Below are 25432 nucleotides of genomic sequence, written 5' to 3'. Positions count from 1 at the left end.
CCCGCGCGTTGGCCGCCGACACCGCCGCCTGGCCGCCACGCCGCTCGGCGCGCAGCGTGACGGCGGCGAGATGCCAGGCCCGCCGGTCGTCGTCGACCGCCTCGGCCAGGGCGCGGTGCGCGGCCATGCGCGCGGCGATGTCGGTGGCCAGCAGCACCGCCGCCCGCACCAGCGGGTGGTGGAAGGCGACGCCCTCGGGAGCGACCCGGATCAGGCCCGCCCACTCGGCCGGGGCGGCGTCGTCGAGCGAGGCGCCGAGCAGGCTCAGCGCGTGGGCGAGCACGCCCAGCTCGCCCCGGTCGTCGAGCGCGGCCACCAGCAGGCAGGTACGGGTGCTTTCCGGCAGCGCGGCGGCGCGGTCACGGAAACCGGCGAGCACCCGGTGCGTCACCGGCGCCGCGCCGCCCAGGTTGAACGGCAGCGGGCCCGTCGCTCCCGGGCTGAGCATACGCGGCAGCTGGAGGAGGGCGAGCGGGTTGCCTTGGGCCTCGGCCATCACCTGGTCGCGCAAGGTCGGCGGCAGCGCGCCCGCGTGCTCGGCGAGCAGCCGGTGGGCGGCGCCGGGGTCGAGGCCGCCCAGGTGCAGCTCGGGCAGCCCACCGCCGGCGAGCGGGGCGCCGGTCCTGGCGGCGAACACCACGGCGACGGGCTCGGAGTGCAGGCGGCGGGTGGCGAACAGCAGCGCGTCGGCCGACTCGCCGTCCAGCCATTGAGCGTCGTCGACCAGGCAGACCAGCGGCCCCTGCGCCGACAGCTCCACCAGCAGGCCCAGCGTGGCCAGCCCGACGAGGTAGCGGTCGCCCCGGGTGTCGCCGCCCAGGCCGAGCGCGCTGAGCAGGGCGTCGGCCTGCTGCGGCGGCAGCGCGCTGACCCGGTCGAGCGCCGGGCGCAGCAGCAGGTGCAGCGCGGCGAACGGCAGCTCCGCCTCCGACTCCACGCCGGTCACCCGCAGGATCTGCGCGTTGGCGTGCGCCTCGGCGTAGTCGAGCAGGGCCGACTTGCCGATGCCCGCCTCACCGCGCACGACCAGCGCGCCGGCGCGGTTGTCCGAGGTGTCGAGCAGCAACTGGTCGATCACGGTCTGCTCGGCCGCCCGGCCGTACAACCTGTCGCCTATCGCGCCTGTCGCCACACTGCTGCTCACGTTTGTCACACCAGTGCGCAGGCTCGGCGGTAGAAGGCGATCTGGTCGGCGACCACCTCGCCGCGGAAGGCCGGGTCGGTGTAGAAGGTGAAGTGGGTGCCCGGGTAGACGCGCAGCTCGCCGTCAGGGGCGCGCTCCGCGAGCTCGCGGGTCTTCTCCAGTGGGGACTCGCGATCCTCGGCGGCGGCGCAGACCAGCAGGGGGCAGGTCAGGCGGGCCGCGGACGCGGCGGGGCGGTAGCGCATCATCCGCAGCAGCCCCCTGGGGGCGACGCTGTTGCGCCACGAGGTCCCGTGCTCGCCGCCGGTCAGCGTAAGGATGTGCTGGTCGGCCTCGGGCGTCGCGGTCACGGCCAGCTCGCCCGGCCGCCCGACCATCGGGATGTAGTACGGGCTCAGGCCCAGCCCGCCGCGCAGCGCGTCCCAGAAGATCGCGCCCAGCGTGCGCAGCGTCTGGCCGGCCGAGCGTCCCTCGACCTTCTTCGGGAACCCGTTGAACGGGATCTGCGCCACCACGGCCGCGATGCCCGGATCGCCCGCGGCCACGGTGATCACGTGGGCGCCGCCCAGCGAGTTGCCCCACAGCAGCACCTTGCCCGGATCGACCCGCTCGTGCCTCCTGGCGAACGCCACGGCGGCGCGGACGTCGGCGAGCTGGCCGGGGATGTCGGGCACCTGGCGGGGCTCGCCGTCGCTCTCGCCGAAGCCGCGGTAGTCGAAGACCAGCGCCGCGAACCCCGCCGCGGCGAAGCGCTCGCCGTAGTCGTAGAGCCGGTCCATCGTCCCGCTGAAGCCGTGGCAGAGCACCACGCACGGCGCCGGGTCCGAGCCGGCCGGCAGGTAGAGGTGACCGGCGCAGCGAACGCCGTCAGCGGTGAAGGACACCTTGGATCGCATGCGGATCTCCCCGGGGTCATAGACTGACTTCCGGTAAGTACATTAGCGAAAGGACTGACCGTTGGTAAGTGAGGTTCCTTGACTTCCGAGCGGATTCTGGAGGCGGCGCGGATCCTGTTCGCCGCCCGCGGCTACCGGGCGACCTCCATGCAGGCCATCGCCGACGAGGTCGGCATCACCAAGGCCGCCCTCTACTACCACTTCGACTCCAAGGAGGAGATCCTCCGCCGGATCACGGTGCCGCTGCTGGACGAGCTGGAGGCGGCGCTGGCCGCGGCCGAGTCGTGCGGCACCCCCGAGGAGGTGCGGTGGCGGGCGATCGAGAGCTATGTCGATGTGCACCTGCGTCACCGCCACACGCTCACCATGCTGGTCAAGGACATGACGCTGCTCGTGCAGGCGCCGATCGCCGACCGGTTCCGCGCCGCGATCGCGCTGGCCAACGAGCTGGTGGCCGGGCCGTCGCGCGGGCTGGAGGAGCGGGTGCGGGCCTGCCAGGTGGTCGCGGGGCTGGCCGATCCCGTGCTGCTGTTCCGGGACGAGCCGCCCGAGCGGCTGCGCCGCATGATCCTCGACGGCGCCAGGGCGCTCCTGGGCGCGCCCACGTCCGAGGCGGCGTCCGAGGCGGCGTCCGAGGCGGATGCGGAGGCGGATGCGGAGGCGGATGCGGAGGCGGATGAGAAGGCGGATGAGAAGGCGAAGGCGGTGCGGGCGCGGGGCCGTGGCGGCGGCCGACCCGCCGCGCTCGGCGCGGAGCAGGTGGCCCAGGCGCGTGCCCTGTACGCCGAGGGCCTGGGCGCCGAGGAGCTCGCCGCCCGGTTCGGCGTGTCCCGGGCGACGGTCTACCGCTGTCTCAAAACCTCGTCGCCGACGTAATGAGATTTTATTTTGATACTGAGACGAATTCTGCTCGCGCGGATGGCGCGCCGACGTGCCTTCGCCCGCCAGGACCGCGTCATGGCCGAGGTCGTGGACGAGACCTGGCACCGGATGTCACGGCCCGAGCGGCCGGAGGCGTTCATCCGCCTCGTACGGACCCAGGACTACCGGCCGACCGACGCGGGCCTCGGACGGCTCCGCGCCAGAACGCTGGTGATCTGGGGCGAGGACGACCAGTGGCTCCCGGCCGCGTACGCCGGGGAGTACGGCCGCCGCATCCCCGGCGCCACATCGTTGACGGGCGAACTGCTGCTCCGTCCTGGAGCCGAGATCTCCCGCCGCCGGGAGGCAGATTCGCTGTCCGATAGCGGACACGCCGCCTGACCTCGCAGGATGATTGCCCGCCCGTCCGGGTACGTGTACTCGGCACCGAGGGACACCGGGGGAATCGTCTGGGAGGTCGTCCGTGAACAGGCCGGCGCACTGGTTCTCCGATGCGCTGTTTCCCCACGGCACGAACGAGCACGGCCCCTTGCCGGCGCTGCTCGTCATGCTGATGGTCGCGTCCGGGCTCGTCGACGCCGTCACCTTCCTCGGCCTGAACCACGTCTTCGTCGCGAACATGACCGGCAACGTGGTCTTCGCCGGCTTCTCGGTCCTCGGCCAGCCCCGGCACCAGCTGTGGGCGCACCTGCTGGCCCTGGCCGCCTTCGCCGCGGGGGCGTGGAGCGAGGGCCGCGTGGCCAAGAAGATCGAGGAACCGCGCCGCCGGCTGTTCCACCTCACGGTCGCGCACGCGGTCCTGGTGGCGGCGGCGCTCGCCGTGGTGCTGCTGACCGACGAGCAGGGCACGGCCCCGACGGTGGCGCTCATCGTGCTGCTCAGCTACGGCATGGGCATGCAGAACGCGGTCGCGCTCCGCTTGGCGGTGCCCGACCTGGTCAACATCACGGTCGTCACGAGCATCGTCACCCGGCTGGTCTCGCAGGCGCCCGAGCACGCGTGGCGGCGCCGGGCGTGCGCCATCGCCGCCATGTTCACCGGCGCCCTCCTGGGCGCTGGGCTCTACATGATGTCCGGCATGTCCGCCCCGCTGGCGGCCGACCTCATCCTGCTCGTCCTCATCGCGTACGTGGCCCGCGACCTCAGGCCCCGCCCACAGCCGCGCTGAGGAGAACGATCGGTATTGCGATCTGACCTGTCCATGGAGGAGGTCATCGCCGCCGGGATGCCGCCCATGGGGGCAGGGCACGAGCTGTACAACCTGGCCGAGCAGCCCGGACGTCCCGAGTTCGCGAGAAAGCTCGGCATCCCGCTCACCGGCTTTGAGGAGTGGGCGCGAGAGCACATGACGTCCTGACGTCACTCCGCGGGACAGGTGAGGTTCTCGGCGGCGCCGCCGGCGAGGAACGCGGTGACCGCGCGGTCGCCGCAGGCGTTGCCGTTGGCGAGGTAGACGCCGTGGCCGCCGGAGTCGACGGTGACCATTCTCGCTCGATCGCCGAACGCGCGCAGGAGCTTCAGCGCGCCGCTGTACGGGGTCGCGGGGTCGCGCAGGTTCTGGATGAGCAGGATGTTCGACGGGCCCTTCGAGGTGACCCGCGTCGGAGGCTCGGCCGGCTGGTGCCAGAAGGAGCAGGGGCCGATGTTGACGGGCATGCCCGCGGTCAGCGGGTGGGCGGCGCGGTTGGCGCGTACGTCCCGGCGGTGGCGCTCGATCGAGCGCGGCCACGCCACGTCGTTGCAGATGGTGGCGCCCGCCACGGCGCCGGTGTGCTGGATCGCCGCCTCGTCGAGCCGGGGCGGGGCGGGCAGCGGCCCGCCGGCGCGGGCGGCGCGCATCAGCCCGGCCAGGCGGGCGAAGTTCGCGTCCGAGTACAGGGCGCCGAGCATGATGTCGCGCAGTTCTTTGCCGGCGAGCTCGGGGGGAAGGGCGCCCGGCCACGGGATCGGGTGCCGGTCCAGATCGGCCGCGAGCCGCAGGAACGCCTCGCGTACGGCCGCCGCGTCGGCGCCCAGGCCGTACTCGGGGTGGCGGGCGGCGGCCCAGGCGGCGAAGTCGGGGAAGCGGTCCTCCACGCCCACCGCGTAGTTCGCCGCCCACCCCCGTGCCACCCGGCGGGGGTCGGGGTCGTTGTTGCTGTCCAGCACGATCCGGTCCGTACGGTGCGGGAACATGGTGGCGTAGACGGTGCCGACGTAGGTGCCGTACGAGACGCCCCAGGCGGAGATCTTGTCCTCGCCCAGCGCGCGGCGGATCCGGTCGAGGTCTCTGGCGGCGTCGCGGGTGGTGAGGTGGGTGGTGAGGTGGGGGAGCAGCGGGCCGCCGTTGCGGGCGCAGGCGTCGGCGATCCTGCGGGCGCGGGACACATTGGCGGTGATGTCGCCGTCGGGGCCGGGGTACGGCCTGTAGCGCGGCGCCGTACCGGATCGGCGGCGGGAATGCGCGAGACGGCGAGCGAGATCCGGCCGGCGGCCGGATCGCGATAGTCCAGAGGCACCTGAAGCGTGGCGCACTCCTGCTGGGGCGCGGCCGGACAGGCTCCCCACGAGAGCCCTCGGTGCGGGGTGGCGGCGACGGCGGGGAACGACGTCGCCGTCAGTGCGGCGGCGGCGAGGCAGGCTGGAGTTCGGCAGGTGGTCACCGATCACCGGACGGACCGGGCCACCAGGGCCATGGCCTCGCGCATGGCGTTCCGCACCTCGGCGGGTTCGTCGCCGCGCCGCAGCGCGGCGGAGGCGGACGCGCTGACCGCGCCCACCATCGCGCCGACCAGGGCGGAGGCGGTGATCGTGTCGAGCTTGTCGGGGAATGCCCGCTGCAGTGCCAGGGCCAGTTCGGCTTGGGCGGTGAGGTAGCGCTGGAGCAGCCGGGCCTGCAGCGCCGGAACCGAGGCCGCCAGCCGCGACCTGAGCGCCGCCAGGCCGCTGGGCAGGTCGTTGTCCGACGTGTCGGCGATCATCTGGTCCATCGCCCGTACCAGCACCTCGGGCAGCCCTTCCCCGGGACGGCGCTCGGCGATCGCTCGCAGCGCCAGGTCGACGCGGACGTCGGTGTTGGCCAGGAGGACGTCCTCCTTGGCCTGGAAGTGGAGGAAGAAGGTGCGGGGGGAGACCTCCGCGGCGTCCGCGATCTCGGCCACGGTCACGTTCTCGTAGCCCTTGTCCTCGAACAGGCGCAGCGCCGCCTCGATCAGAGCCTGCCGCGTGCGCTGCTTCTTGAGCTCGCGCAGGCCGGGTTTCTCCACCATGAGAAGCAGCTTATTGCATTGTCTGCATTGATGCATACTGTGAATCACTACACAGACTGCATCGAAAGGTGGCCGGCATGGGAAGCTTGGACGGACGAGTCGTCCTCATCACCGGAGCAGGGCGCGGCATCGGGCGGGAGGAGGCGCTGTTCTTCGCCGCCGAGGGCGCCAAGGTCGTCGTGAACGACCCCGGCGTGGCCATCGACGGCTCAGGAGGCGATGCCGGGGTGGCGGCGAAGGTCGTCGAGGAGATCACCGCCGGCGGCGGGCAGGCGGTGGCCAGCACCGACAGCGTCGCCGACTGGGACGGCGCCCGCCGCATGGTGGAGACGGCATTGGACTCCTTCGGCGACCTGCACGTGGTGGTCAACAACGCGACCATCGAACGGAACATGGGCCTGACCGACCTGTCGGAGCAGGACTTCGACGACGTCCTGGCCGTCAAACTGAAGGGCACCTTCGCGGTGACCCGCTGGGCGGCCCGTCACTGGCGCGAGCGGTTCCAGGCGGGAGTCCGCGCCGACCGCGCCGTCGTCAACACCTCCTCCGGCTCCGGCCTGCTCAACCCGCTGCCCGCACAGGTCTCCTACGCGGCGGGCAACGCCGGAGTCGCGGCGCTGACCACCGTGGCGGCCCTCGAACTCGGCCGGTACGGCGTGCGCGTCAACTGCGTCTCGCCGTCGATGGCCCGTACGAGGCTCACCGTCACCGTCCCCGGCATGAGCCAGGAACCGCCGGCGGCCGGGTACGACCCCCTGGACCCCGCCGCCAGCGCGCCCGTGGCCGCCTACCTGGCCAGTTCCGCCTGCCCGCTCACCGGCCAGGTGCTGTCGATCCGGGGCGGAACGGTGGCGGTCAACCGCGGCTGGTCCCTCGGCGATCACCTCCACAAGGACGGGCTGTGGAGCGTGGCGGAACTGGCCGAACAGGTGAGGGAACTGCCGATGGACGACCCGTACGACAAGCTCGCCCAAGCCCTGACCGGCGCGCTCGGCACGGTGGGACGCGCCCGGCTCCAAGAGATGATCAACGCCCTGCTGGACCAGGGAGGCGAGCCCGCCCCGGCTTCCGCATGACGCGGCGCGGGCGGTGACCGACGACGACGCTGCCCCGTTCCGAGGCCAGGAAGGCCGCCACCGCCCTCAGCCGCGAACGGACGCTGAAGGAGGCGTCCTGTGCGCGGCTGCGCCGCTCACGCCGGCGACGAAGACACCGGCACCACGTCCGTCCGGTCGACGCGGTTCGCTGGTGTCGTACTCTCGACCTCAGCGACCTGAGCGGACGATCGCCCGTGCGACCCACGTCATCAGTTCGCAGGACGTTGCCCGGGGGGAAGAAGTGACGCGGTGTCACTGGTGCCCACCGCCAAAGCCGAACAATGCTGAGACCCCTGCCGTTCGATCCTGGAGAGCCACCCATGGACACCGAGCCTGCGCAGGGACAGCTCCGCAAGCTCAACCTCACCATGTTCCTGCCGATGCTCGCCGTGGCCGGGGTGATCTCGGTGGCGGTCTACGCCCGGTCCTGGTGGGAGGCCGTCGTCCTCGGTGCCGGTGTGGTGGCGACCATGGTCTGCTTCACGCGGTGGGCGGCGGGTGAGGTGCTGCGCGTCGCGCTCCCCTGCCTGGTCGTCACCGCGGTCGTGTGGCCCTTCGCGGTGCTGGTGGTCGGCAGTCCGGCGGCGTTCTTCTGTGTCTCCTCCGTGGGCTCCTACGTCATCCCCCAGTTGCCTCGGTACCGGCTGGCGGCGGCCGCGACACTCGCGGTCTACGTCGGCGCGGTGGGCGCGGCACGGCTGCTGGTGTCGCCTGAGGACGTTCCCGGTGTGCTGTTCCAGTTCGTCCTCATCCCCGTCGGTTTCACCGTGGTGGTGGTCGGGCTGATGTTCCCCAACAAGGGGTTCTACGACGTCGTCGACGAGTTGGAGGAGGCGCGCGAACGGGAGGCGGAGCTGGCCGTCATCCGCGAACGCGTCCGGTTCGCCGGTGACCTGCACGACATCCAGGGCCACACGCTGCACGTGGTGAAGTTGAAGACCGCGCTCGCACAGAAGCTGGTGGACGGCGGCACCGACGCCGACACCGAACGAGTCAAGCAGGAACTGCGCGAGATCCACGCCCTCGTCAGCGAAACCATCACCCAGACCAAGGAACTCGCCTACGCGCAACGACGGCTCAACCTGTCCGCCGAGCTGGAGAACGCGCGGAACCTCTTCGAGGCCGCCGGCATCAGGGTGCGCGTCAACCGCGAGGCCGACGTCGACCAGGACGCGAGCGAACTGCTCGGCCAGGTCCTCCGCGAGACGACCACCAACATCCTCCGCCACGCCCAGGCGACGCGAGTGCGGATCACCCTGTCGGCGGCGAGCATCACCATCGTCAACGACGGTGCCCAGCGCGCACCACTGCCCGAACTCCGGGGGCTGGCCGCCCTGCGGCAACGCCTCGCCGGCGAAGGCGGTCAACTGACGGTCGAGCAGGACGATGGACGGTTCCTGACCGCCGCGACTCTGCCTCACCGACGTCCCGAAGCACAGGAGAACCGATGACCACAGTCGTACTCGCCGACGACGAAGCCCTGCTGCGCAAGGCGATGGCCGCGCTGCTGCCGCTCGAGGGCGAGATCACCGTGCTCGCCGAGGCCGTGAGCGGCGAGACCGCCGTCGACGCCACCTTGCGGCACCGGCCCGACGTGCTCGTCATCGACCTGGAGATGCCCGGCATGGACGGTCTCGGCGCTGTCGCCGAGATCCGCCGCACCCGTCCGGACCAGGTCATCCTCATGCTCACCCGCCACGCCAAACCCGGAGTGCTCCGCAAGGCACTCAAACTCGGCGTCCAGGGCTTCGTCAGCAAGTCGGCCGAACCGGCGCACATCGCCAAGGTCATCGCCACCCTGCACGAAGGAAGGCGCTGGATCGACCCGGACGTCTCCGCACTGGCCCTCGTCGACGACTGCCCTCTCACCGACCGCGAGCTCGACGTGCTGCGCGCGACCCGCGACGGATACGCGGTCGCCGACATCGCCGCCCAGCTCCACCTCGCGGAAGGCACCGTACGCAATTACCTCTCCAACGCCATGCAGAAAACCCAGACCCGCACCCGGCACGAAGCCGCCCGGTACGCCCGCGAACACGACTGGCTGTAACAGCCCGGACGTCCGGCACCAGTGACGTGGTGTCATGTGTTCATCCGACGGAATGTCATCGCAGATCAGTGACGTGGTCGCACTGCCGTTCTCGGGGCGGTGGCACTGAGATGTCAGGTATGACTTCCACGGCAGTGATCGATGTTGAGCGGTTGAACCTGACGTACGGGGACTTCCACGCGGTGCGGGATCTGTCCTTCCAGGTGCGGCGGGGCGAGTTCTACGCGTTGCTGGGGACGAACGGCGCGGGTAAGACCTCGACGCTGGAGACGATCGAAGGGCATCGGGCGCCGACGTCGGGGACCGTGCGGGTGCTGGGCCAGAGCCCGCGGAATCGGGCGGCGGTGCGCCCGAGGATGGGCATCATGCTGCAGGAGAGCGGCTTCAGCCCGGATCTGACGGTGCGGGAGTCGATCGAGCTGATCGGCGTGCTGTCCCAGCGGCAGGACCGGCTGGAGCGCGTGCTGAGCATGGTGGACCTGACAAGGAAGGCGCGCACGAAGGTGTCGCAGCTCTCGGGCGGGGAGAAGCGGCGGCTGGACTTCGCGACGGCGGTGTGGGGGACACCGGAGCTGGTGTTCCTGGACGAGCCGACGACCGGGCTGGACATCCAGTCGCGGGATGCGCTGTGGGACGCGGTGGACAAGCTGCGTGAGGACGGCTCCACGATCGTGCTCACCACGCATTATCTGGAGGAGGCGCAGCAGCGCGCGGACCGGATCGGGTTGATGCACCGGGGGACCTTCCACCGGGAGGGCACCGTGGCGGAGCTGACGCGGACGCTGCCCGCAGTGATCCAGTTCGAGCTGCCGGGGACGTCGGCCGCGCTGCCGCTGCCGCTGCCCGGCCGCCGCGACAGCGGTGGCACGTTCCTGATCGAGACCCACCAGCTGCAGAAAGACCTGTTCGTCCTGCTGCGATGGGCACAGGACAACGCGATAGAGCTGCGGGAGCTCGCAGCCGGGCCGACCCGGCTCGATGACGTCTTCCGCGCGATCAACAACCACTGACGGCTTTCTCGCCGGCCCGCTTTCCCCAGAGAGGTAGCGCCGTAGGCATGCTTTCGATCGCTCGCAGTGAGCTGATCCAGATTTTCCGGAACCGGTCGGTACTGATCACCAGCTTCGTGATCCCGATCGTGGTCTGTGCGTTCTTCGTCCACCGGCACGAGGCGTTCGCACAACTCGGCTCCCTCGGCTACATCGCGGGGATCGTGATGTTCACCGTGTGCGCGTTCGGCCTCTACTCCACGGTGGTGACCACGCTGGCCTCGCGACGACAGAACCTGTTCCTCAAGCGACTGCGCTCCACCGCCGCCGCCGACGCGCAGATCCTGGTCGGGCTGGTGTTGCCGGTCACCGTGATCGCGCTGATCCAGGTCGCGGGGATCATGACCGTGCTCGGTGCGGTCGCCGGAGGCCCGGACAATGCCGTGCTGCTGGCGGTGGCCGTGCTGGTCACGGTGGCGATGATGATCGGCCTCGGCCTGGCCACCGCCGGTGTGACCAACTCGCCCGAGCACGCTCAGGTCACCATCCTGCCCGTCACCCTCGGCGTGATCGCGGTGGCAAGCTGGGTCGGCATCACCGGCACCGAGGACCTGGCCACGCTCAAACGCCTGCTGCCCGGCGGTGCGGCCACCGAACTCGTCCTGAACGCCTGGAACGGTGGCGCCGCGCTCAGCGACTCCCTCGTCCTGCTCGCCCCCACCCTCGCCTGGGTCGCCATCGCCGTCACCCTGGCCACCCGCTACTTCCGCTGGGAACCCCGCCGCTGAACGGCATGGCACCAGGGCCGGTGACCGTGACGTGATCCGGCCGGCGTCTGGCCATCGCCCGACCCGAGCAGCGACCCGCGGACCGATGAGGAGACCACTCATGCCCAGTGACGATTTCGCCGAGGCGAAGACCGGGCGACCCCGGAGACTCAGGCGGCTGACAGCGGGGGTCGCGGCTGCCGGAGCAGTAGCCGCTCCGGCGGCGGGCACGATCGCGTCCCGGAGCGGCGGCAACGGTGAAGGGAAGGAGACACCGGATGTCGCCGTACTCGCCGGTCGCCGCAGGCAGGCCCCTGCCCCGGGAGGAGCCCACGTACGAGTCGTGGACGCCGCTCGACGAGAACGCCGAGCACACCACCGGCGTCCCCCGGTTCACCGACCCGACCATTCCCGCTGAGAGGCAACGATGAGCGACGAGGACCAGGTACCGGTCGATCGGGCGGACGACGTGCCGCTCGTGCGATCGATCGACGAGCCGCTGCTCGTCGAGGACGTGCTGCTGCTGCTCTATCAGCCGTCCTCCGGCGCGATCGCGGGGGAGAACGTCCTGTACTACGTGCTGGGCGGTGCTGTCGTCGCGGACCTCACGCTCCGCGGTCTCACCGAGGTGCAGGAGCCGGGCCGGCTCGTCCGCCGCGTCGCCGCACGCGGCGACGCCCCGCACGACGACATCCTCCGCCCGGCGTGGGACTACCTCGCCATGAAGCCGCGCGGTGTGCAGACGGTGATCGCGGCGATCGGTCCGGAACTGCGCGGCAAGGTGCTCGGGAAGCTCGTCGACGACGGGCATCTGCGACGCAGGCGAAAGAAGGTGCTCGGTTTCATCCCGTCGGAGGTCCTCGATCTCGGGAGCGCACGGCGTTCGGAACTGCTCGCCCGCGTGCGCGCCACGCTCGTCGACGGGACCGAGCCCGACGCCAGGACCGCTGCGATCACGGCGCTGCTCTCGGCGAGCGCCAACCTGCATCAGTTCGTTCCCGAGATCCCGTGGACGTCGTCGGTCATCCACCGCGCGAAGGAGATCGAGAACGGCAACTGGGCCGCGGCCGCCGCAGGAGCGGCCGTCACCCGGGCGACGATCGCCGTCATCACTGCTGCCCTGAGCGCGTCGGCCGCCGCGACTGCGGCCGGCAACAGCTAGCGTCCCGTGGCATAGCGCGGGTTCCGGATCACCGCGTCCTCACGGGCGGGATACGGTGCAACGAGCCCGGCCGCCGGCCGGACCGTCGCGGGCATGCAGTGCGGGATGGCCGGACACGGCGAACCGTCTCGAACGGGAACGGGCGGCGACGTCGGCCGAAGGAAGGTGAGATCGCAGTGAACGTGGTCTTCTCGCCGCTGAGGGGATCCCCGCTTATCGCCGACGAATCTCAGGCGGGTGACACTAGTGCGGTGACCGGAAAGGTTCGCCGGCCTCGCCGTCCCCCCTGTGCACCTGGTGCCCGGCTTCCTCCAGGGCGGTGACGGCCTGCTCTTTTCTCTCAAGTGGAACCAGGACCAGGTCGGCGTCGGACGTCGAGGCGACGAACACCGGGATCTCCGCCTCTGCCAGCGGCTTGATGATCGCTACCAGCATCCCGGGAACGTCCAGATCGTGGGCTGACGCACCGCTGTAGAAACCGATCCATCGTTCCCCCGACTCCAGAGGCCGGACCGCACGGACGACGGTCAGCCCTTCGGGCGCGCGTACGAGCACGATCCAGTCGTCCTCGGGCGACGCCGTATGTGGCAGCTGCTCGATGGCGAACTCTGGAGAGACGATTCGCAGGTGCTGGGTCGTGAACGAGCTCATGGACGCGTGTTTACCAGAGATCCGGCGCCCCGCCTGTTCATGTGGCGGTGGCACCCGGCGAGCGTTTCCGGCCACAGCGCTGGAGGCCCTGCGCCGAGTGTGCGGGCGGTGCCGTCTCACGCTGTGACGCCGGAGGATTCGTTCATGGTCTTTCAGTCGTCGGCGCGGACGTTCTTACCGTTTGCCGCTGTCCTCGCCACACTGGGGCTTGCTCGACCGATGCCTGAAGGGCTTGGGGCATCCGTTCAGGCCCCACGACGGCAGCCCGGTCACCTATCCCAAGAACGCCTCCTACCTCGCCTGGCTCGGCGCGCGGCAGGTCGGCAGGTACGGCTGAAGCGGCCCGCCGGGCCAGGCCGAGGAGGTCGGGGCGGCGGTGCCCGCACCAGCGGCCGCACTGTCCGGTCCTGGCGGGTGTCCCGCTGCTCGACATCGTACGGCCGGCCCGCGCGCTCTTCCCGGAACTGCCGTCGCACCGGCTCGATGACCTCATCAGGTGTCTGCGGATCGAGCCGCCTCGGCGTCGCCATCGGGCGATGCCGGACGTACAGGTCACGGCGCAAGTCTGCGCACACCTGGACGCTGAGGGCGGACGGACGGGGCACTGGCGCATGCTCTTCGACCTTGACCGGATGGGCGGGCTGGCGCCCAAACGCTTGGCGTCTCCGGGCGGAGTGCAAGCAGGACTCTTTCGAGGCTGTCTCCGGAGGCCGATAGGGTGCGCGGATGACGAGAAGTGAGCGGCTCGCGGAGCAGCTGGATTGGCACTGGCGCAAGAACCTGCGGCCGCGCCTCGACGGTCTCACCGATGAGGAGTACTTCTGGGAGCCGGTACGCGGCTGCTGGAGCATCCGGCCCCAGGGGAGGTCGGTCGCGCCGATGCCGGCGGGGGCGGGGGAGTGGACGATGGACTACGCGTCCCCCGATCCGGTGCCGGCGCCGGTGACCACGATCGCCTGGCGGATGGCGCACGTCATCGTCTCGTGCCTGGGCTATCGGGTCGGATGGCACTTCGGCGGCGAGGACATCGACGTCCAGACGTTTCCGTACGCGGGACGCGCTGAGGAGGCGCTCAAGCAGCTCGACGAGATGTACGGGAGATGGAACGCGGGGGTCCGCAAGCTCTCGGACGCCGACCTGGCGAACCCGCCCGCGGTCGGCCCCGAGCGGAACCCCATGGAGATCATCGTCCAGCACGTCAACAAGGAAGTGATCCACCACGGCGCCGAGATCGCCCTGCTGCGCGACCTCTACCAGTGGCGGGACACCGGCCGCTGACGGCGTGAACGGAGTGTAGAGGGCGTCGGCCGGCGCGTCGGCGGCCAGGCTCCTCGACCTTCCTCGAGACGTCCTCGACTTGGAGCGACCGGCACATGAGGGGCGCCGGTCGAGTCGTAACAGACTGCAGGCACGGGCGGCTGGACTCTCCCCCTGCGGGAGTGTCCATGCTGGTCGGGTGAACGACGGATATCTGCCGATCGGGCGGTTCGCTCGGTTGTGTCGGCTCAGCGTCAAGCGGTTGAGGCACTACGACGAGCTGGGGCTGTTGGTGCCGGCGCACGTCGACCCGGACAGCGGCTACCGCCATTACCGGCAGGGGCAGGCTCGCGAGGCGCTGCTGATCGGGCTGTCCCCCTCGACCTGTCGCAGCGGGCCGAGGTGGCAGTGGCCGCCGAGGCCAGGGACGGGCCCGACCTCCTGCCGGGCGGCGTGTACGCCTCGGCAACCCACATCGGCCCCCCATGACCAGGTCGCGCTCACCGGACACGCTCTGTTCGCGTGGCTGGGCGATCACGGGCACACGCCGCTCGGACCGCTACGCGAGGTGTACGTCTCCGACCCGACAACCACGCCGGCGGAGCAGCTGGTGACCCATCTGATGATCGAACTGGAGGACCCTGAATGAACTGGTATTCCGCTGCTGATTCCCCAGAACTCGTCGAATTCGGCCCGGTACGCGGCCTATCGGTGACCGGGCAGGGCGAGCCGGGCGGGACGGTGCACATCACGAGCATCCAGGCGCTGTACAGCGTTGCCGGACCTCTGCTGGGCATCGCCGCCGCGGGCGGCGCGCCCTTCAAGATGCCGCCGCTGGAGGGCCGCTGGTGGGTGGAGGACGAACGACCGCCGCTTGACGTGCCGCGCGCACAGTGGTGGTGGCACGTCTTCCTGCGGCTGCCGGACTCGGTAGCTGATGAGTGGTTCGACCAGGCCAGGCAGGCTGCCGACGATCCCGCCGCCGCCCGCGTCCAGCTCGTCACCTTCACCGAGGGACGGTGTGTGCAGGCGTTGCACCGCGGCGCATACGCGGACGAACCCAGAACGCTGGCCCTGATGGAGGAGTTCATGGAGCGCTCCGGGCTGGTCATGAACGGCTTGCACCACGAGATCTACCTGTCCGACGTCCAGGAGACCGACCCGGCACGGATGCGCACGATCCTTCGCCACCCGGTCCGCGCGGCCTGACCGCCCGCCCGAAGACGGCTGCGGCCGTCTGCCCGGTCAGGCGGGCAGACGGCCCGGCAGTACCCCGTTCACGTTCGCCGGTCGGTTCCATGTGTCGCCCGACGCCTGCACCGCCCGCATCCGCGGGATCATCGGCTCTCCGGGCCGTCCTGCAACGAGCCGTCCGCACCTCGGAGGAAAACGCGTGGCCCGCATCGGGCGACGCCACGTAGCGTCGTTGTCATGAAGCTGCTCTCGGTCAACATCGGCCACCCCCGTCCGAACCCGTGGAAGGGGCTGAGGCTGACGGGCATCGACAAGCGGCCGGTCGACGGCCCGGTCGCCGTCACCGCTCCCGGCCCCAAGGGCACCGGCGCGGTCGGCCTCGCCGGTGACCGGGTCCATGACGTGAAGCATCACGGTGGCGTCGACCAGGCCGTCTACGCGTACGCTCGCGAGGATCTCGACACCTGGGAGGCCGAGCTGGCGCGGACGCTCCCCAACGGCGTCTTCGGGGAGAACCTCACCACCCTGGGCCTTGACGTCAACGGCGCCCTGATCGGCGAGCGCTGGCGGATCGGCCGGGACGTCGTCCTGGAGGTGTCCTGCGCGCGCATCCCGTGCTCCACCTTCCAGGGCTGGCTGGAGCAGGAGGGCTGGGTCAAGCGGTTCACGAAGGCCGCCCGGCCGGGCGCGTACCTGCGCGTGATCGAGCCCGGCGAGATCAGCGCCGGTGACCTGGTCGAGGTCGTCCACCGCCCCGGCCATGAGGTGACCGTCGAGCTCGTCTTCCGGGCGATGACCTCCGAACCTCACCTGCTGCCCCGGCTGCTGGCCGCCGACGCGCTGCCGCAGGGGGAGCGGCGACGTGCCCTCCGGCGCGTCAACGCCCAGACGCCGGAGGAGTGACCGTCAAGGCGACGCCGCCGGTTGCCATTGGGCCTCCATCCAGGCGGTGTCGCCGCTGGTCAACGTCTCGACCTGGACACCGGGCGCGGCGGGTGGCGGCACGTCGACGGCGCCGCAGTCGGCGACCACGCTGACCGAGACGAGGGCGGGGGTGCCGAGAACGGTGACGCGGGCACGCGTGGCGGCGGTGGCGAGGCCGACGAGGACGGCTTCGGTGAGGTCTCTCCTGACCGGCACCGGAGGGGTGGGCCACTGTCCGCGGGTGTCCAGCTCCACCACGACGCCCTTGCGGTCGGCCACGTCGATGCAGTGGCGCAGCTCGTGCAGGAGCGGGTCGGCGGACTCGTCGGCCTCGGCGAACAGGCGGCGCATGCGGGCCGCCTCGATGGCGCTGCGCCGCTGCACCTGCGGGTCCTGCGGGTCGAGCGAGCCGTCGGCGAGTCCTTCCAGCAGCGGTACGGTGCTGCCCGACAGCTCCGCGAAGCGCTGCTGCCTGCGGCGATGCGACTCACCGGCGACCGCGTCCGCGACGCGTACCTGCTCGATCTCCCTGCGCGCGGCCACCGCCGCCGCGCCGAGGTCACGCAGCACGGTCGCCAGGACGGCCAGGAACAACGGGTAGCCGATCACCGTGACGGACCCGGTCGCGAAACGGGCCAGCGTCAAGAACGTGGACCCTTCGAGCACCACCAGGTGGAACAGCGCGACCAGTTCGTGGGCCGCCATGAACGTCAGGGCCGAGCGCAGCGGGCGGTCGAGCACGACGATGAGTCCCGGCCAGGTGGCGGCGGCGAACATCCAGTCCTCGCCGGTCGAGGTGCGCCCGTCGGGCAGGGAGACGTACGACACCAGGGAAACCGCGAGCACGACCGCGATCACCGGGCCCCGCCACCGGCCCCACGACCGTCCCCGCACGATCAGCACGGCCTCGGCGAGCAGCACGACCCCGATCATCGCGAAGGCGCCGAGCTGCGCCGCCGGCGCTTCATAGGTGGGCAGGTAGCGGATGACGGTGGGCAGCGCGATCCCGAACACGGCCGCCAGGGCGACGAACAGCGTCGTGATCCGCAGTCCGCGCCCCAGCCGCGCCTGCGCCGACGCCTCGACGGGGTCGTCCTGCGCGGCGCCGCTCCGGTCGGCGCTGCGCCACTCGAGCCGGACCCGCGTCCCCTGACCAGGGGCTGAGGTGATCGTGGCCGTGCCGCCCGCGCGCTCCATCCTCGCGTGGACGGACTCGCGCAGGCCGCGCCGCGTGCCGGGCACCCCGTCCGGGTCGAACCCCCGCCCGTCGTCGGCGACGTCCAGCCGCAGCGCCCGCGCGTCGCCGCTGAGCCGGACGGTCGCGCGGCCGGTGCCTGAGTGGCGGCGTACGTTGGCGAGGGCCTCGCCCGCCGCGTCGCTGATCGCCCTGGCGGCCTCGTACGGCAGGCGGAGCCGATCGGGAGCGTCGAAGTCCACCGCGAGATGCGTCAGGGCCGGCACGGCGCGCAGCAGCTCCACCAGGTCGGCCTCCTCGGGGGTCCGGCCGGCGGCCTCGCGTAACCGGGCCAGGTCGCGCCGCGCCTGCGGGGCCAGCCAGCCGGCGCCGGAGCGTACCTGGCCGAGCCCCACCATCAGCAACGTCGTCGCCGCCGTGTCGTGCAGCGAGTTGACCTGCTCGCGCTCCTCCGCGCGTACGCCGGCCGCCAGCAGCGCCTCGCCGCGCGCCCGCAGCGCCTCCCGCGCCAGCGCCTCGGCCCGTCTGGCCGTACGGTTCATGAAGATCCACGCCACCCTGCCGACCGTGGCACCCGGCAGCGCCAGCAGGATCCCCGTGGCCAGACTGGAGTCCACCTCCCACGCCCCCGCCGCCAGCAGGATCGCCACCGGCCCGGCGACGGCGCCGACCGCGGCCGGCGCGCCCACCCTCAGCGGGGTGTACCACTGGTACGTCACGACGGCGAAGTCGACCAGCAGCCGCAGCCATCCCGTGTTCAGCGAGTCCACGGCGCCGGTCCAGAAGACGGTGCAGAACAGCCCGTTCATGACGGCGACGTCGAGGGCGACCAGCGCGCTGCCCCGCCCGTTCCGCAACCACCACGCGAACCAGCACGTCCACCCCGCCGCGGCGACCACCACGACCAGAGTGCTCATCAGCTGCCCGGGCGCCGCCCTGAACGGCGCGATGAGACAGATGGGCACCAGCGTCGCCAGGCGCACCGCGGAGGCGTACTTGCGCCCGTACCCTTCGAGCAGCCCCTCCGCCAACCCCCACCCCCGTAATGTCGCCACGCAGCCTAACCTGTCAGCCGTGGGTGGGGAGCGTCGCCGCCACCGACATGACCCCGGCGCATCAGCCGCGCGACAGTGCGGCGTGCAGGGCTTCTAGCTGCTCTGTTGGGATTCCGGCCAGTATGAGACTGCCTGCTGGGCGGCGGCCGCGATGGCAACGCCATCGAGTTCGACGATGCGCAGTTCGATGCCGCGTCCGTGGCGCGGCGTTCGAGTGCCGTGACACCCACCGCGATCTCCCAGAAGTTCCTGGCCACCGGCCTCAAGGCGGGCTTGTGCATGGTCCCCGCGGTCACGGCGAGAGCGCCCAGGCGTGAGCAGCGGAGGAGATCCGTATCGAAAGCGCCCGTCGTGGCACAGGAAGATCGCCGTGCCGCCGATCAGGCACCTGCGGCGGGCGCCGGTCAGATCGACGGCGGGGGCGCCGGCCAGGCGGCGGTCGCGGGTGAGGCCGCGGACGAGCCGCCGGACCTGGTCGATGTCGGACGCGAGAAGGTCGGTGCGGCCATCCCGGAGGCGGGTGTCGTCATGAGGCCTCCCGTTGTGAAGCGTCTTCCCGCATCATGAGCGGCCCTGGCGCTCCACGATCCACCGTTCGGTGTTTTGCCGGTACGAGTCAGGCGTCGCTCGTCATGGGTCGCCTCGTCAGCGAGATGATCCCGGGGATGGGGAAGAGCAGGAGGTAGAGGTTCGGGATCCACCAGGCGAGGGAGAAGTCGCCCCGCAGCGTCCAGAACGCGATCGCCATGAGCCCCGAAGCCATGGTCAGCACCAGCGAGACCAGCATCAGCGACGGGCCGCTCGCCTGGTCGCGGCGCAGGAGCCACAGGCTGGTCAGGCCGGTCGCGCCGGCCAGCAGGTCGATCCAGAGGAAGGACCAGTTCCAGTCCACCATCAGCGGGTTGGTGTAGTCGGCGAACGCCCATTGCAGTGGGATGAGCCCGAGGCCGGTGACGGCGAAATAGACCACGAAGCCGACGTCGGTGGCGAGCATCAAGCCCTTAGTCGTGCGCAGCACGGTCGATGGCCTCCATCAGGTAGCGGCGGGTCTTCTCGTGCAGGTCAGGTCCTGGCGAGCCGAGGCCGAGCAGCCTGGCGGCCCACCACCCGTCCACGGCCAGCCGTACGGCGGTCGCCGCCGCCGGGTCGACGCCGTCGTCGACGAGCCTGGCCTGCCAGGCGGCGAACCGCTCACGCAACGGCTGCAACTGCGCCGGGTCCACGAACAGCACGGCGAGCAGCGCCGCGGTGACACGGTCGGCGGGCGCGGTGGCGGTGGTGTGTCGTTCGGGGATGGTGGCCTCGACGTAGGCGCGCAGGAAGTCGCCCGGACGGGTGCCCGCCTGCGCGAGCGCCTCATCGAACGCTCTGGTCAACCGGTCGGCCATGGCGGCGACCAGGGCCTGTTTGGTGGGGAAGTGGTAGAACAGCCCGCCCTTGGAGACCCCGGCCCGCGTGGCGACGGCTTCGAGGGTGAGCGACTCGGCCCCCTGCGACAGCAGCACGTCGGCGGCGGCGTCGAGGAGGCGGTCCTTCGAGCTCGGTCGTGGCATGCCCGAAACTATACCGGTCAGCCGGTACAGTTTCAGCATGCCGTCGACAGAGGTGATCCCATGACGGCGTCACAGACTGAGGATGATGGGCAGAGTCTGCTTAACCCGGAAGGCGGCCGATGCCGGCCGGCAAGCGGCCGACCCGTGTGGCGTACCGCTGGTAGGCGGCGCCGTGCACGCGCCGCGGGTAGGGCTCCGGTGGTGACCAGGGCGGCGGCGCGGTGAGTGCCATGTCAGGCTTCCGGGGATGTGGGGCAGGTGCAGGTGGGTCCGCATCCGTCGGCCTGGTCGGTGGCCGGGGCGCAGCAGGCGTCGCCGCGCCAGGCTTCGCGGCCTTCCTTGACGGCGACGGCGGCGATGACGAGGGCGGCGACCGGGTCGGCCCAGGACCAGCCGAACAGGCTGTTGAGCGCCAGCCCCACCAGCAGGACGCCCGACAGGTACGTGCACAGCAGGGTCTGCTTGGAGTCGGCGACGGCGCTGGCGGAGCCGAGTTCGCGGCCGGCGCGGCGCTGCGCGGCCGACAGGAACGGCATGACGACCAGCGAGAGGGCGGCCAGGATGAGGCCGGGGGCCGAGTGTTCGGCCCGGCTGTCGCCGAGGAGGGCGCGTACGGCGTCGAAGGTGACGTACGCGGCGAGCGCGAAGAACGAAACGGCGATGACGCGCAGCGCCGTACGTTCCCGCTGCTCGTGGTCGGCGGCGGCGAACTGCCAGGCCACCGCGGCGGCGGAGGCCACCTCGACCAGCGAGTCCAGGCCGAAGCCGATCAGGGCGGCGGAGGAGGCGATCGTGCCGGCGGTGACGGCGACCGCCGCTTCGATCACGTTGTACGTGATGGTGGCCGCGACCAGCAGCCGGATCCGCCGCCGCAGCACCGTGCGCCGGGCGGGGGTCAGCAGGTCGATGGAGGTCATGCCACCACGTCCGGTGTCGTGGGGCGGAGCGTGACCGCGTGGCCGGTGGCGGCGAGGAGCTGCTCGGCGGCGGCGAGCAGGTCCATCAGCTCGGGCCGGGTCAGGCTGTAGAAGGACTGGCGGCCTTCTGCGCGATAGTCGACCAGGTCGCAGTCTCGCAGGCAGGCCAGGTGCTTGGAGACGGTGGACTGCGCCAGCCCCAGCTCGGTCACCAGATCCACCACGCGCGCCTCGCCGCGCGCCAGGCGCTGCACGATGCGCAGCCGGTTCTGATCGGCCAGCGAGTGGAACAGCGCGGCCGCCGGAGGAACCCCGGCGGCGATGTCGGCACTGACGCAGAAACCGGCCTCACTATCAATCGCCATACGGCGATGATAGCCCGATAGCGTGATGCTGAACAGACGACCGCTTCGACAGGCACTCCCACTGGGGGCTCAGCGGCCGTAGATGGCAGGGGCGTCGAGCACGATGACAGAGCATCCACTGGTGCTGCTGGAAGAGAGCGCGGTAGTGATCGATCACTTGCTCATCATGGAGCGCGCTTGGCATATCGGGCGGATCGGTTCGTGGGGGAGGTACTGCCGCCATTCGGCCGGGGTGAGTTGGGGGCGCGCGCGGCTGGCGATCGTGCAGAGTGCCCCGGCGAGGTCGGGCGGGAGCGCCACGTCCCAGAGCCGGATGTCGCCGTCGTCGCCGGCGGCGGCCAGCGTGCGGCCGTCCGGGTTGAAGGCCAGCGTGCGGAGGGCGAGGTCGGAGGCGGTCAGCGGAGCGCCGATCGGGCGGTGGGTGGCGACGTCCCACAACCTGATCGTCCCGCCGACGTCGGCGCTGGCCAGCCGGCCGTCCGGCGCGAACGCCACGTCCGTCACCTCCTCGTCGTGACCGCTCAGCGGGACGCCGATCTGACGGCGGGTCGCCACGTCCCAGAGCCGTACCATCTTGTCGGTGCCTGCGCTGGCCAGGATGTGCCCTTCGGGGGCGAACTCGATGTCGGTCAGGGCGCCGGTGTGGCCGATCAGGGGAGCGCCCGCACGCCGCCGGGTGGCCACGTCGTAGAACTCGACCTGGTTACGCGTGACGCCGGTCTCCCCGTCGAAGGTCTGCTCGCCGGCGACGGCGAGCGTGCGGCCGTCCGGGCTGAACTCCAGGTCGACCAGCCCTTGGGTGCGGTCGAGCAGCGGTGCGCCGAGCGGGCGGCGGGTCGCCACGTCCAGCAGTTGCACGTTGGGTATCTGGGCGCGCTCGTAGCCCTCGACGATGCCGGTCCTGGCGGTGGCGAGCAGGCGGCCGTCGGGGCTGAAGGCCGCCTCATCCCCGTACACCTCCTTCGGGACGGCCGCGGGACGGCGGGTGCGGACGTCCCACAACCGCACAGGTGCGGCGGTGTCGGTGCTGACCAGCGTGCGGCCGTCCGGGCTGAACCGCAGCTCGGTGACCGGACTGAGGTGCCCCGTGAGCGGCGGTCCGAGCGGATGGCGGGTGCGGGCGTCCCACAGCCGCACGGCCCCGTGCTGTTCGTCCTGATCGGTCACGCCTGTGGCCAGGACCCGGCCGTCCGGGCTGAACGCCACGGCCTGGACCGCCCCGGCCTCGCGGTCGATCGGCAGGTCGAGCGGCCGGTGCGTGGCCATGTCCCACAGCCGTACGGTGTTGTCACCGTGAGAGGAGCTGCTGACCAGGAGCCGCCCGTCCGGACTGAACTCCACATCGGCGACCCAGTCGGCATGGCCCAGGAGGGGCGCGCCGATCTGATGGCGGGTGGCCACGTCCCACGCCAGCAGGGCCCCGCCACCTCCGCGCCCCCCACCGACCAGGGTCCGGCCGTCGGGGCTGAAGGTGACCGTGTCGATCCGGTGATCAGGGCGGCCGGTCAGGGGCGCGCCCGCCGGGCGGCGGGTGGCCGCGGCCCACAGGCGTACCGTCCTGTCGTCCGCCACGACGGCGATCAGCCGGCCGTCCGGGCTGAAGTCCACATCGGGCACCGCGTGATCGTGACGGGCGAGCGGCTCGCCGACCTGCCGGCGGTCGGCGACGTTCCACAGCCGTACGGTCTTGTCGGCTCCGCCGGTGACCAGGAGACGTCCGTCGGGGCTGAAGTCCGCCGCGTAGACGGCGTCCCGGTGGCCGGTGAGTTCGCCGACCTGGCGGTGGTCGGCCACGTCCCACAGGCGCACGGTGCCGTCGAATCCGGCGGTGGCCAGCAGGCGTCCGTCCGGGCTGAAGTCGGTGGCGTGGACGGAGCCTTGGTGGCCGGCGAGTTCGGCGACCTGGCGGCGGGTGGTGACGTCCCAGAGCCGTACGGTGCTGCTGGCGCCGGCGGTGACGAGGAGGCGTCCGTCAGGGCTGAAGGCCGTGGTGTAGAGCCCATGGTGATGGCTGGTGAGTCGGCCGGTCTGGCGGCGGGTGGCGACGTCCCACAGGCGCACGGTGCCGTCGAAACCGGCGGAGGCCAGCAGGCGGCCGTCGGGGCTGAAAACCGACCTCACCACCGGTTCGCTGTGGCCGATGAGCTCCCCGCGGGCAGGGTGGGCCAGCGCGTTCAGCATGGCCCGCCGGGCGGCGGCGGTCGGCGCGATGCGGTGGGCGGCCACCGCCAGCAGCTGGGCGACGGTGGAGTCGCGGTCCAGCAGGCTCTCGCTCTGCACGGCGAGGCTGTGTGACAGGTTGAGGTTCTTCTCCTTCTGCGCCAGAACGAGCCGCTGCTCGGCGGTACGGGCGGCGTTCACCGCGAAGACCGTCGAGGTCAGCGCCGCTACCAGGAGCACGGCGAGCCCGGCGAACGCCTTCCGCCGGAGGCGGGCATGACGGCGGGCCGTGGCCTGTTCCGCCGCCTGCGCTGCCTGGCACGCGTCCAGGAACTCCTGCTCGGTGGTCGTGAGGGCGGCGCGGTTCGCGGCGGCCCAGTCGAGGGCGGTCCGCAGGCGTGTGCCCCGGTAGAGCAGTGACGGGTCACGGGCCTCGCGGTCCCAGGCCGAGGCCGTCTCGGCCAGGCGTCGGTGGGTACGCAGTCCCGCGCGGTCGGCGTGGATCCATTCGCGGAGTCTGGGCCAGGCTCGCAGGAGGGCTTCGTGGGCGAGTCGGGCGGAGTCGTCGGTGAGGGTGAGGAGGCGGGCGGTGGTGAAGGCGTCGATCACCTGTGCGGTGGGGGCGGGTGGGAAGTGGGCGGGTGGCAGTGTGCTGATGTCGATGGGGCGGCGGGTTTCTGCGCCGGTTTCCTCGACGCGGACCATGTGCAGGAGCAGGCGGCGGGCGATGTTCTGGGCGGTGGGGTCGAGGGCGGTGTAGACCTGCTCCGCGGTGGCGGCGACGGCGCCTGTGATGCCGCCGGTCTTGCGGTAGCCGGCGAGGGTGAGGGTGTCGCCTGTGCGGTGTTGCCAGGTGGTGAGCAGGGCGTGGGAGAGCAGGGGGAGCGTGCCCGGCTCGTGGACGCTGTCGTGTTCGTCGATCGTGGCTGGGAGGCCCATGTCTCTGAGCAGGAGTTCGACCAGTGCGGGTTCGACGGTGAGTCCGGCTTGGTGGGCGGGGCCGGTGATGGCGGTGCGGAGTTCGGCGACGTTCATGGGGCCGAGGGGGATCTGGGCTTCACGCAGGGCGGTCAGGAGGGTGGGGTGGCTGAGGCAGTGGCCGTAGAAGTCGGCGCGCAGTCCGAGGACCACCAGCGCGCCGGCACCGGCCAGGGCGTCGATCGCTGAAAGGAAGGTACGGCGTTCGGTCTCGTCGCTGCAGAGCGTGAAGATCTCCTCGAGCTGGTCGACGATCAGCACCAGGCGGCGGGCGGCAGCGGCGCAGGTCTGGTCGTTGAACGCGTCCGCGATCCACCGGATGAGGACGGCGGGGTCGTCAGCAAGATCTTCGGCGGGGTCGTCGGCAGGATCTTCGCCGGGGGTGTGGCCGATGAGCGTGCCGATTCGGGTCAGCAGTGTGGCGACGGGGTGCTCGCCGGGCGTGAGCACCATGACCGGCCATGTGCGGGAGCCGGGTGTGGGCAGCGTTCCCCGGCGCAGGGCGGGCAGGAGTCCGGCTCGGAGCAGGGAGGTCTTGCCCGCTCCTGAGGGGGCGACGACGATCAGCGGTCCGCGCGGTGGCTCGGCCAGGCGGGCGAGCAGGGCGCCGACGGCGCGGTCGCGGCCGAAGAACCAGCGGGCGTCCTCCGGCTCGTACGGCCGCAGCCCCCGGTAGGGGCAGCCGCCGCCGGGCGGGGCGAGCGCTTCGGCCAGATCGGTCAGCTCGCCGCCGGTCCGCAGCACCGCGTCGCAGGCGCGGGCGACTCCGATCGAGAGCGCCTTCTCGCCGGTCTCGACCTTGCTGAGGTAGCCCTTGGTGTAGTGGGTCAGCCGCGCGAGCTCGTTCAGCGACAGCCCGCGCGCCACCCGCAACCGCCGCAACACCGCACCAGGAATCTCCACACCCAGGACTTTACTCAACGCATCTTGTCGATTGCTCTTTGTGAT

General features: G+C 71.4%; 27 protein-coding genes. 16 read left to right on the top strand and 11 right to left on the bottom strand.

The window, feature by feature from the left end:
• Both AB0K28_RS49845 and AB0K28_RS49840 read right to left on the bottom strand, forming a co-directional pair.
• Window positions 1-1144, bottom strand: a 1144-nt coding sequence (locus tag AB0K28_RS49845; RefSeq protein WP_364385195.1) for an AAA family ATPase, incomplete at its 3' end; no start/stop codon positions are given.
• Window positions 1145-1149: 5 nt separating this feature from the next.
• Window positions 1150-2040: an alpha/beta fold hydrolase gene (locus AB0K28_RS49840; protein ID WP_364385192.1), complete on the bottom strand. Its 891-nt coding sequence runs from the start codon at window positions 2038-2040 to the stop codon at window positions 1150-1152.
• Between the two features lie 78 nt (window positions 2041-2118).
• Between AB0K28_RS49840 and AB0K28_RS49835 the strand changes: the two genes are divergently transcribed.
• The 4 genes from AB0K28_RS49835 (at window position 2119) to AB0K28_RS49820 (ending at window position 4279) form a co-directional block, all read left to right on the top strand.
• A complete protein-coding gene (locus tag AB0K28_RS49835; RefSeq protein WP_364385189.1) occupies window positions 2119-2916 on the top strand; it encodes a TetR family transcriptional regulator in 798 nt (265 codons plus the stop codon).
• A 42-nt stretch (window positions 2917-2958) separates the two neighbouring features.
• Window positions 2959-3303: a hypothetical protein gene (locus AB0K28_RS49830; RefSeq protein WP_364385186.1), complete on the top strand. Its 345-nt coding sequence runs from the start codon at window positions 2959-2961 to the stop codon at window positions 3301-3303.
• Window positions 3304-3385: 82 nt separating this feature from the next.
• Complete coding sequence (locus AB0K28_RS49825; RefSeq protein ID WP_345405198.1) at window positions 3386-4090, top strand: YoaK family protein; 705 nt, start codon at window positions 3386-3388, stop codon at window positions 4088-4090.
• A gap of 15 nt (window positions 4091-4105) precedes the next feature.
• Entirely contained in the window at window positions 4106-4279 is a 174-nt protein-coding gene (locus AB0K28_RS49820; protein ID WP_364385183.1) for a hypothetical protein, read from the top strand.
• A 2-nt stretch (window positions 4280-4281) separates the two neighbouring features.
• Here AB0K28_RS49820 and AB0K28_RS49815 read toward each other — a convergent pair whose 3' ends face one another.
• Both AB0K28_RS49815 and AB0K28_RS49810 read right to left on the bottom strand, forming a co-directional pair.
• Window positions 4282-5289, bottom strand: a complete 1008-nt coding sequence (locus AB0K28_RS49815) for an alpha/beta hydrolase (protein WP_364385180.1) — start codon at window positions 5287-5289, stop codon at window positions 4282-4284.
• A 278-nt stretch (window positions 5290-5567) separates the two neighbouring features.
• On the bottom strand, window positions 5568-6170 hold the full coding sequence (locus tag AB0K28_RS49810; RefSeq protein WP_364385177.1) for a helix-turn-helix domain-containing protein: 603 nt from the start codon (window positions 6168-6170) through the stop codon (window positions 5568-5570).
• Window positions 6171-6247: 77 nt separating this feature from the next.
• On the opposite strand from AB0K28_RS49810, the gene AB0K28_RS49805 reads away from it, so the two are divergent.
• From AB0K28_RS49805 to AB0K28_RS49775, 7 genes are all read left to right on the top strand, one after another.
• Entirely contained in the window at window positions 6248-7246 is a 999-nt protein-coding gene (locus tag AB0K28_RS49805) for an SDR family NAD(P)-dependent oxidoreductase (protein ID WP_364385174.1), read from the top strand.
• Between the two features lie 341 nt (window positions 7247-7587).
• On the top strand, window positions 7588-8718 hold the full coding sequence (locus AB0K28_RS49800; RefSeq protein WP_355424696.1) for a histidine kinase: 1131 nt from the start codon (window positions 7588-7590) through the stop codon (window positions 8716-8718).
• Window positions 8715-9317, top strand: coding sequence for a response regulator transcription factor (locus AB0K28_RS49795; RefSeq protein ID WP_364385171.1), 603 nt, complete (start codon window positions 8715-8717; stop codon window positions 9315-9317). Before AB0K28_RS49800 ends, AB0K28_RS49795 begins: the two co-directional genes overlap by 4 nt.
• Before the next feature lie 119 nt (window positions 9318-9436).
• A complete protein-coding gene (locus tag AB0K28_RS49790; protein ID WP_364385168.1) occupies window positions 9437-10327 on the top strand; it encodes an ABC transporter ATP-binding protein in 891 nt (296 codons plus the stop codon).
• A gap of 47 nt (window positions 10328-10374) precedes the next feature.
• Complete coding sequence (locus tag AB0K28_RS49785; protein WP_364385165.1) at window positions 10375-11094, top strand: ABC transporter permease; 720 nt, start codon at window positions 10375-10377, stop codon at window positions 11092-11094.
• A 257-nt stretch (window positions 11095-11351) separates the two neighbouring features.
• Window positions 11352-11504: a hypothetical protein gene (locus AB0K28_RS49780; RefSeq protein ID WP_364385162.1), complete on the top strand. Its 153-nt coding sequence runs from the start codon at window positions 11352-11354 to the stop codon at window positions 11502-11504.
• Window positions 11501-12235, top strand: coding sequence for a GPP34 family phosphoprotein (locus AB0K28_RS49775; protein WP_364385159.1), 735 nt, complete (start codon window positions 11501-11503; stop codon window positions 12233-12235). Before AB0K28_RS49780 ends, AB0K28_RS49775 begins: the two co-directional genes overlap by 4 nt.
• 243 nt (window positions 12236-12478) lie before the next feature.
• On the opposite strand, the gene AB0K28_RS49770 is transcribed toward AB0K28_RS49775, so the two are convergent.
• Window positions 12479-12886 (bottom strand): ACT domain-containing protein, encoded by a 408-nt coding sequence (locus tag AB0K28_RS49770; protein ID WP_364385156.1) that lies wholly within the window; start codon window positions 12884-12886, stop codon window positions 12479-12481.
• A 726-nt stretch (window positions 12887-13612) separates the two neighbouring features.
• Here AB0K28_RS49770 and AB0K28_RS49765 point away from each other — a divergent pair.
• The 4 genes from AB0K28_RS49765 to AB0K28_RS49750 all read left to right on the top strand — a co-directional run bounded on the left by AB0K28_RS49765 (window position 13613) and on the right by AB0K28_RS49750 (window position 16240).
• The gene (locus tag AB0K28_RS49765) at window positions 13613-14164 is read left to right on the top strand and encodes a DinB family protein (protein WP_355424676.1); all 552 of its coding nucleotides are present in this window, start codon (window positions 13613-13615) and stop codon (window positions 14162-14164) included.
• A gap of 178 nt (window positions 14165-14342) precedes the next feature.
• Window positions 14343-14792: a MerR family DNA-binding transcriptional regulator gene (locus AB0K28_RS49760; RefSeq protein WP_364385153.1), complete on the top strand. Its 450-nt coding sequence runs from the start codon at window positions 14343-14345 to the stop codon at window positions 14790-14792.
• Window positions 14789-15352 carry a GyrI-like domain-containing protein gene (locus AB0K28_RS49755; RefSeq protein WP_345405231.1) on the top strand — a complete coding sequence of 188 codons (564 nt, stop codon included), beginning with the start codon at window positions 14789-14791 and terminating at the stop codon, window positions 15350-15352. Before AB0K28_RS49760 ends, AB0K28_RS49755 begins: the two co-directional genes overlap by 4 nt.
• A gap of 222 nt (window positions 15353-15574) precedes the next feature.
• Window positions 15575-16240 carry an MOSC domain-containing protein gene (locus tag AB0K28_RS49750; protein WP_364385149.1) on the top strand — a complete coding sequence of 222 codons (666 nt, stop codon included), beginning with the start codon at window positions 15575-15577 and terminating at the stop codon, window positions 16238-16240.
• 3 nt (window positions 16241-16243) lie between these two features.
• Here AB0K28_RS49750 and AB0K28_RS49745 read toward each other — a convergent pair whose 3' ends face one another.
• Window positions 16244-18511 carry an ATP-binding protein gene (locus AB0K28_RS49745; protein WP_364385146.1) on the bottom strand — a complete coding sequence of 756 codons (2268 nt, stop codon included), beginning with the start codon at window positions 18509-18511 and terminating at the stop codon, window positions 16244-16246.
• A gap of 351 nt (window positions 18512-18862) precedes the next feature.
• Between AB0K28_RS49745 and AB0K28_RS49740 the strand changes: the two genes are divergently transcribed.
• Window positions 18863-19078: a hypothetical protein gene (locus tag AB0K28_RS49740; RefSeq protein ID WP_364385143.1), complete on the top strand. Its 216-nt coding sequence runs from the start codon at window positions 18863-18865 to the stop codon at window positions 19076-19078.
• Window positions 19079-19127: 49 nt separating this feature from the next.
• Here AB0K28_RS49740 and AB0K28_RS49735 read toward each other — a convergent pair whose 3' ends face one another.
• The 5 genes from AB0K28_RS49735 to AB0K28_RS49715 form a co-directional block, all read right to left on the bottom strand.
• Entirely contained in the window at window positions 19128-19529 is a 402-nt protein-coding gene (locus AB0K28_RS49735; protein WP_345405246.1) for a DUF5360 family protein, read from the bottom strand.
• Window positions 19513-20064 carry a TetR/AcrR family transcriptional regulator gene (locus AB0K28_RS49730; protein WP_364385140.1) on the bottom strand — a complete coding sequence of 184 codons (552 nt, stop codon included), beginning with the start codon at window positions 20062-20064 and terminating at the stop codon, window positions 19513-19515. The genes AB0K28_RS49735 and AB0K28_RS49730 overlap by 17 nt, the downstream gene beginning before the upstream one ends.
• 233 nt (window positions 20065-20297) lie before the next feature.
• The gene (locus AB0K28_RS49725) at window positions 20298-20981 is read right to left on the bottom strand and encodes a cation transporter (RefSeq protein ID WP_364385137.1); all 684 of its coding nucleotides are present in this window, start codon (window positions 20979-20981) and stop codon (window positions 20298-20300) included.
• A complete protein-coding gene (locus tag AB0K28_RS49720; RefSeq protein ID WP_364385134.1) occupies window positions 20978-21346 on the bottom strand; it encodes a metalloregulator ArsR/SmtB family transcription factor in 369 nt (122 codons plus the stop codon). The genes AB0K28_RS49725 and AB0K28_RS49720 overlap by 4 nt, the downstream gene beginning before the upstream one ends.
• Window positions 21347-21499: 153 nt before the next feature.
• Window positions 21500-25387: a helix-turn-helix domain-containing protein gene (locus AB0K28_RS49715; RefSeq protein ID WP_364385131.1), complete on the bottom strand. Its 3888-nt coding sequence runs from the start codon at window positions 25385-25387 to the stop codon at window positions 21500-21502.
• Window positions 25388-25432 lie beyond the last annotated feature (45 nt).

This window comes from Nonomuraea sp. NPDC049504, from assembly GCF_040676845.1.
GTDB lineage: Bacteria > Actinomycetota > Actinomycetes > Streptosporangiales > Streptosporangiaceae > Nonomuraea > Nonomuraea salmonea.
This window is presented reverse-complemented; position numbering and strand designations above follow the sequence as displayed.

Bases quoted from the DNA above. Each gene is read 5' to 3' on its own strand.
- AB0K28_RS49840 (WP_364385192.1), bottom strand. From the start codon at position 2,040: ATGCGATCCAAGGTGTCCTTCACCGCTGACGGCGTTCGCTGCGCCGGT.
- AB0K28_RS49830 (WP_364385186.1), top strand. From the start codon at position 2,959: ATGGCGCGCCGACGTGCCTTCGCCCGCCAGGACCGCGTCATGGCCGAG.
- AB0K28_RS49810 (WP_364385177.1), bottom strand. From the start codon at position 6,170: ATGGTGGAGAAACCCGGCCTGCGCGAGCTCAAGAAGCAGCGCACGCGG.
- AB0K28_RS49805 (WP_364385174.1), top strand. From the start codon at position 6,248: ATGGGAAGCTTGGACGGACGAGTCGTCCTCATCACCGGAGCAGGGCGC.
- AB0K28_RS49800 (WP_355424696.1), top strand. From the start codon at position 7,588: ATGGACACCGAGCCTGCGCAGGGACAGCTCCGCAAGCTCAACCTCACC.
- AB0K28_RS49795 (WP_364385171.1), top strand. From the start codon at position 8,715: ATGACCACAGTCGTACTCGCCGACGACGAAGCCCTGCTGCGCAAGGCG.
- AB0K28_RS49790 (WP_364385168.1), top strand. From the start codon at position 9,437: ATGACTTCCACGGCAGTGATCGATGTTGAGCGGTTGAACCTGACGTAC.
- AB0K28_RS49785 (WP_364385165.1), top strand. From the start codon at position 10,375: ATGCTTTCGATCGCTCGCAGTGAGCTGATCCAGATTTTCCGGAACCGG.
- AB0K28_RS49780 (WP_364385162.1), top strand. From the start codon at position 11,352: ATGTCGCCGTACTCGCCGGTCGCCGCAGGCAGGCCCCTGCCCCGGGAG.
- AB0K28_RS49775 (WP_364385159.1), top strand. From the start codon at position 11,501: ATGAGCGACGAGGACCAGGTACCGGTCGATCGGGCGGACGACGTGCCG.
- AB0K28_RS49770 (WP_364385156.1), bottom strand. From the start codon at position 12,886: ATGAGCTCGTTCACGACCCAGCACCTGCGAATCGTCTCTCCAGAGTTC.
- AB0K28_RS49765 (WP_355424676.1), top strand. From the start codon at position 13,613: ATGACGAGAAGTGAGCGGCTCGCGGAGCAGCTGGATTGGCACTGGCGC.
- AB0K28_RS49755 (WP_345405231.1), top strand. From the start codon at position 14,789: ATGAACTGGTATTCCGCTGCTGATTCCCCAGAACTCGTCGAATTCGGC.
- AB0K28_RS49750 (WP_364385149.1), top strand. From the start codon at position 15,575: ATGAAGCTGCTCTCGGTCAACATCGGCCACCCCCGTCCGAACCCGTGG.
- AB0K28_RS49730 (WP_364385140.1), bottom strand. From the start codon at position 20,064: ATGCCACGACCGAGCTCGAAGGACCGCCTCCTCGACGCCGCCGCCGAC.
- AB0K28_RS49725 (WP_364385137.1), bottom strand. From the start codon at position 20,981: ATGACCTCCATCGACCTGCTGACCCCCGCCCGGCGCACGGTGCTGCGG.
- AB0K28_RS49720 (WP_364385134.1), bottom strand. From the start codon at position 21,346: ATGGCGATTGATAGTGAGGCCGGTTTCTGCGTCAGTGCCGACATCGCC.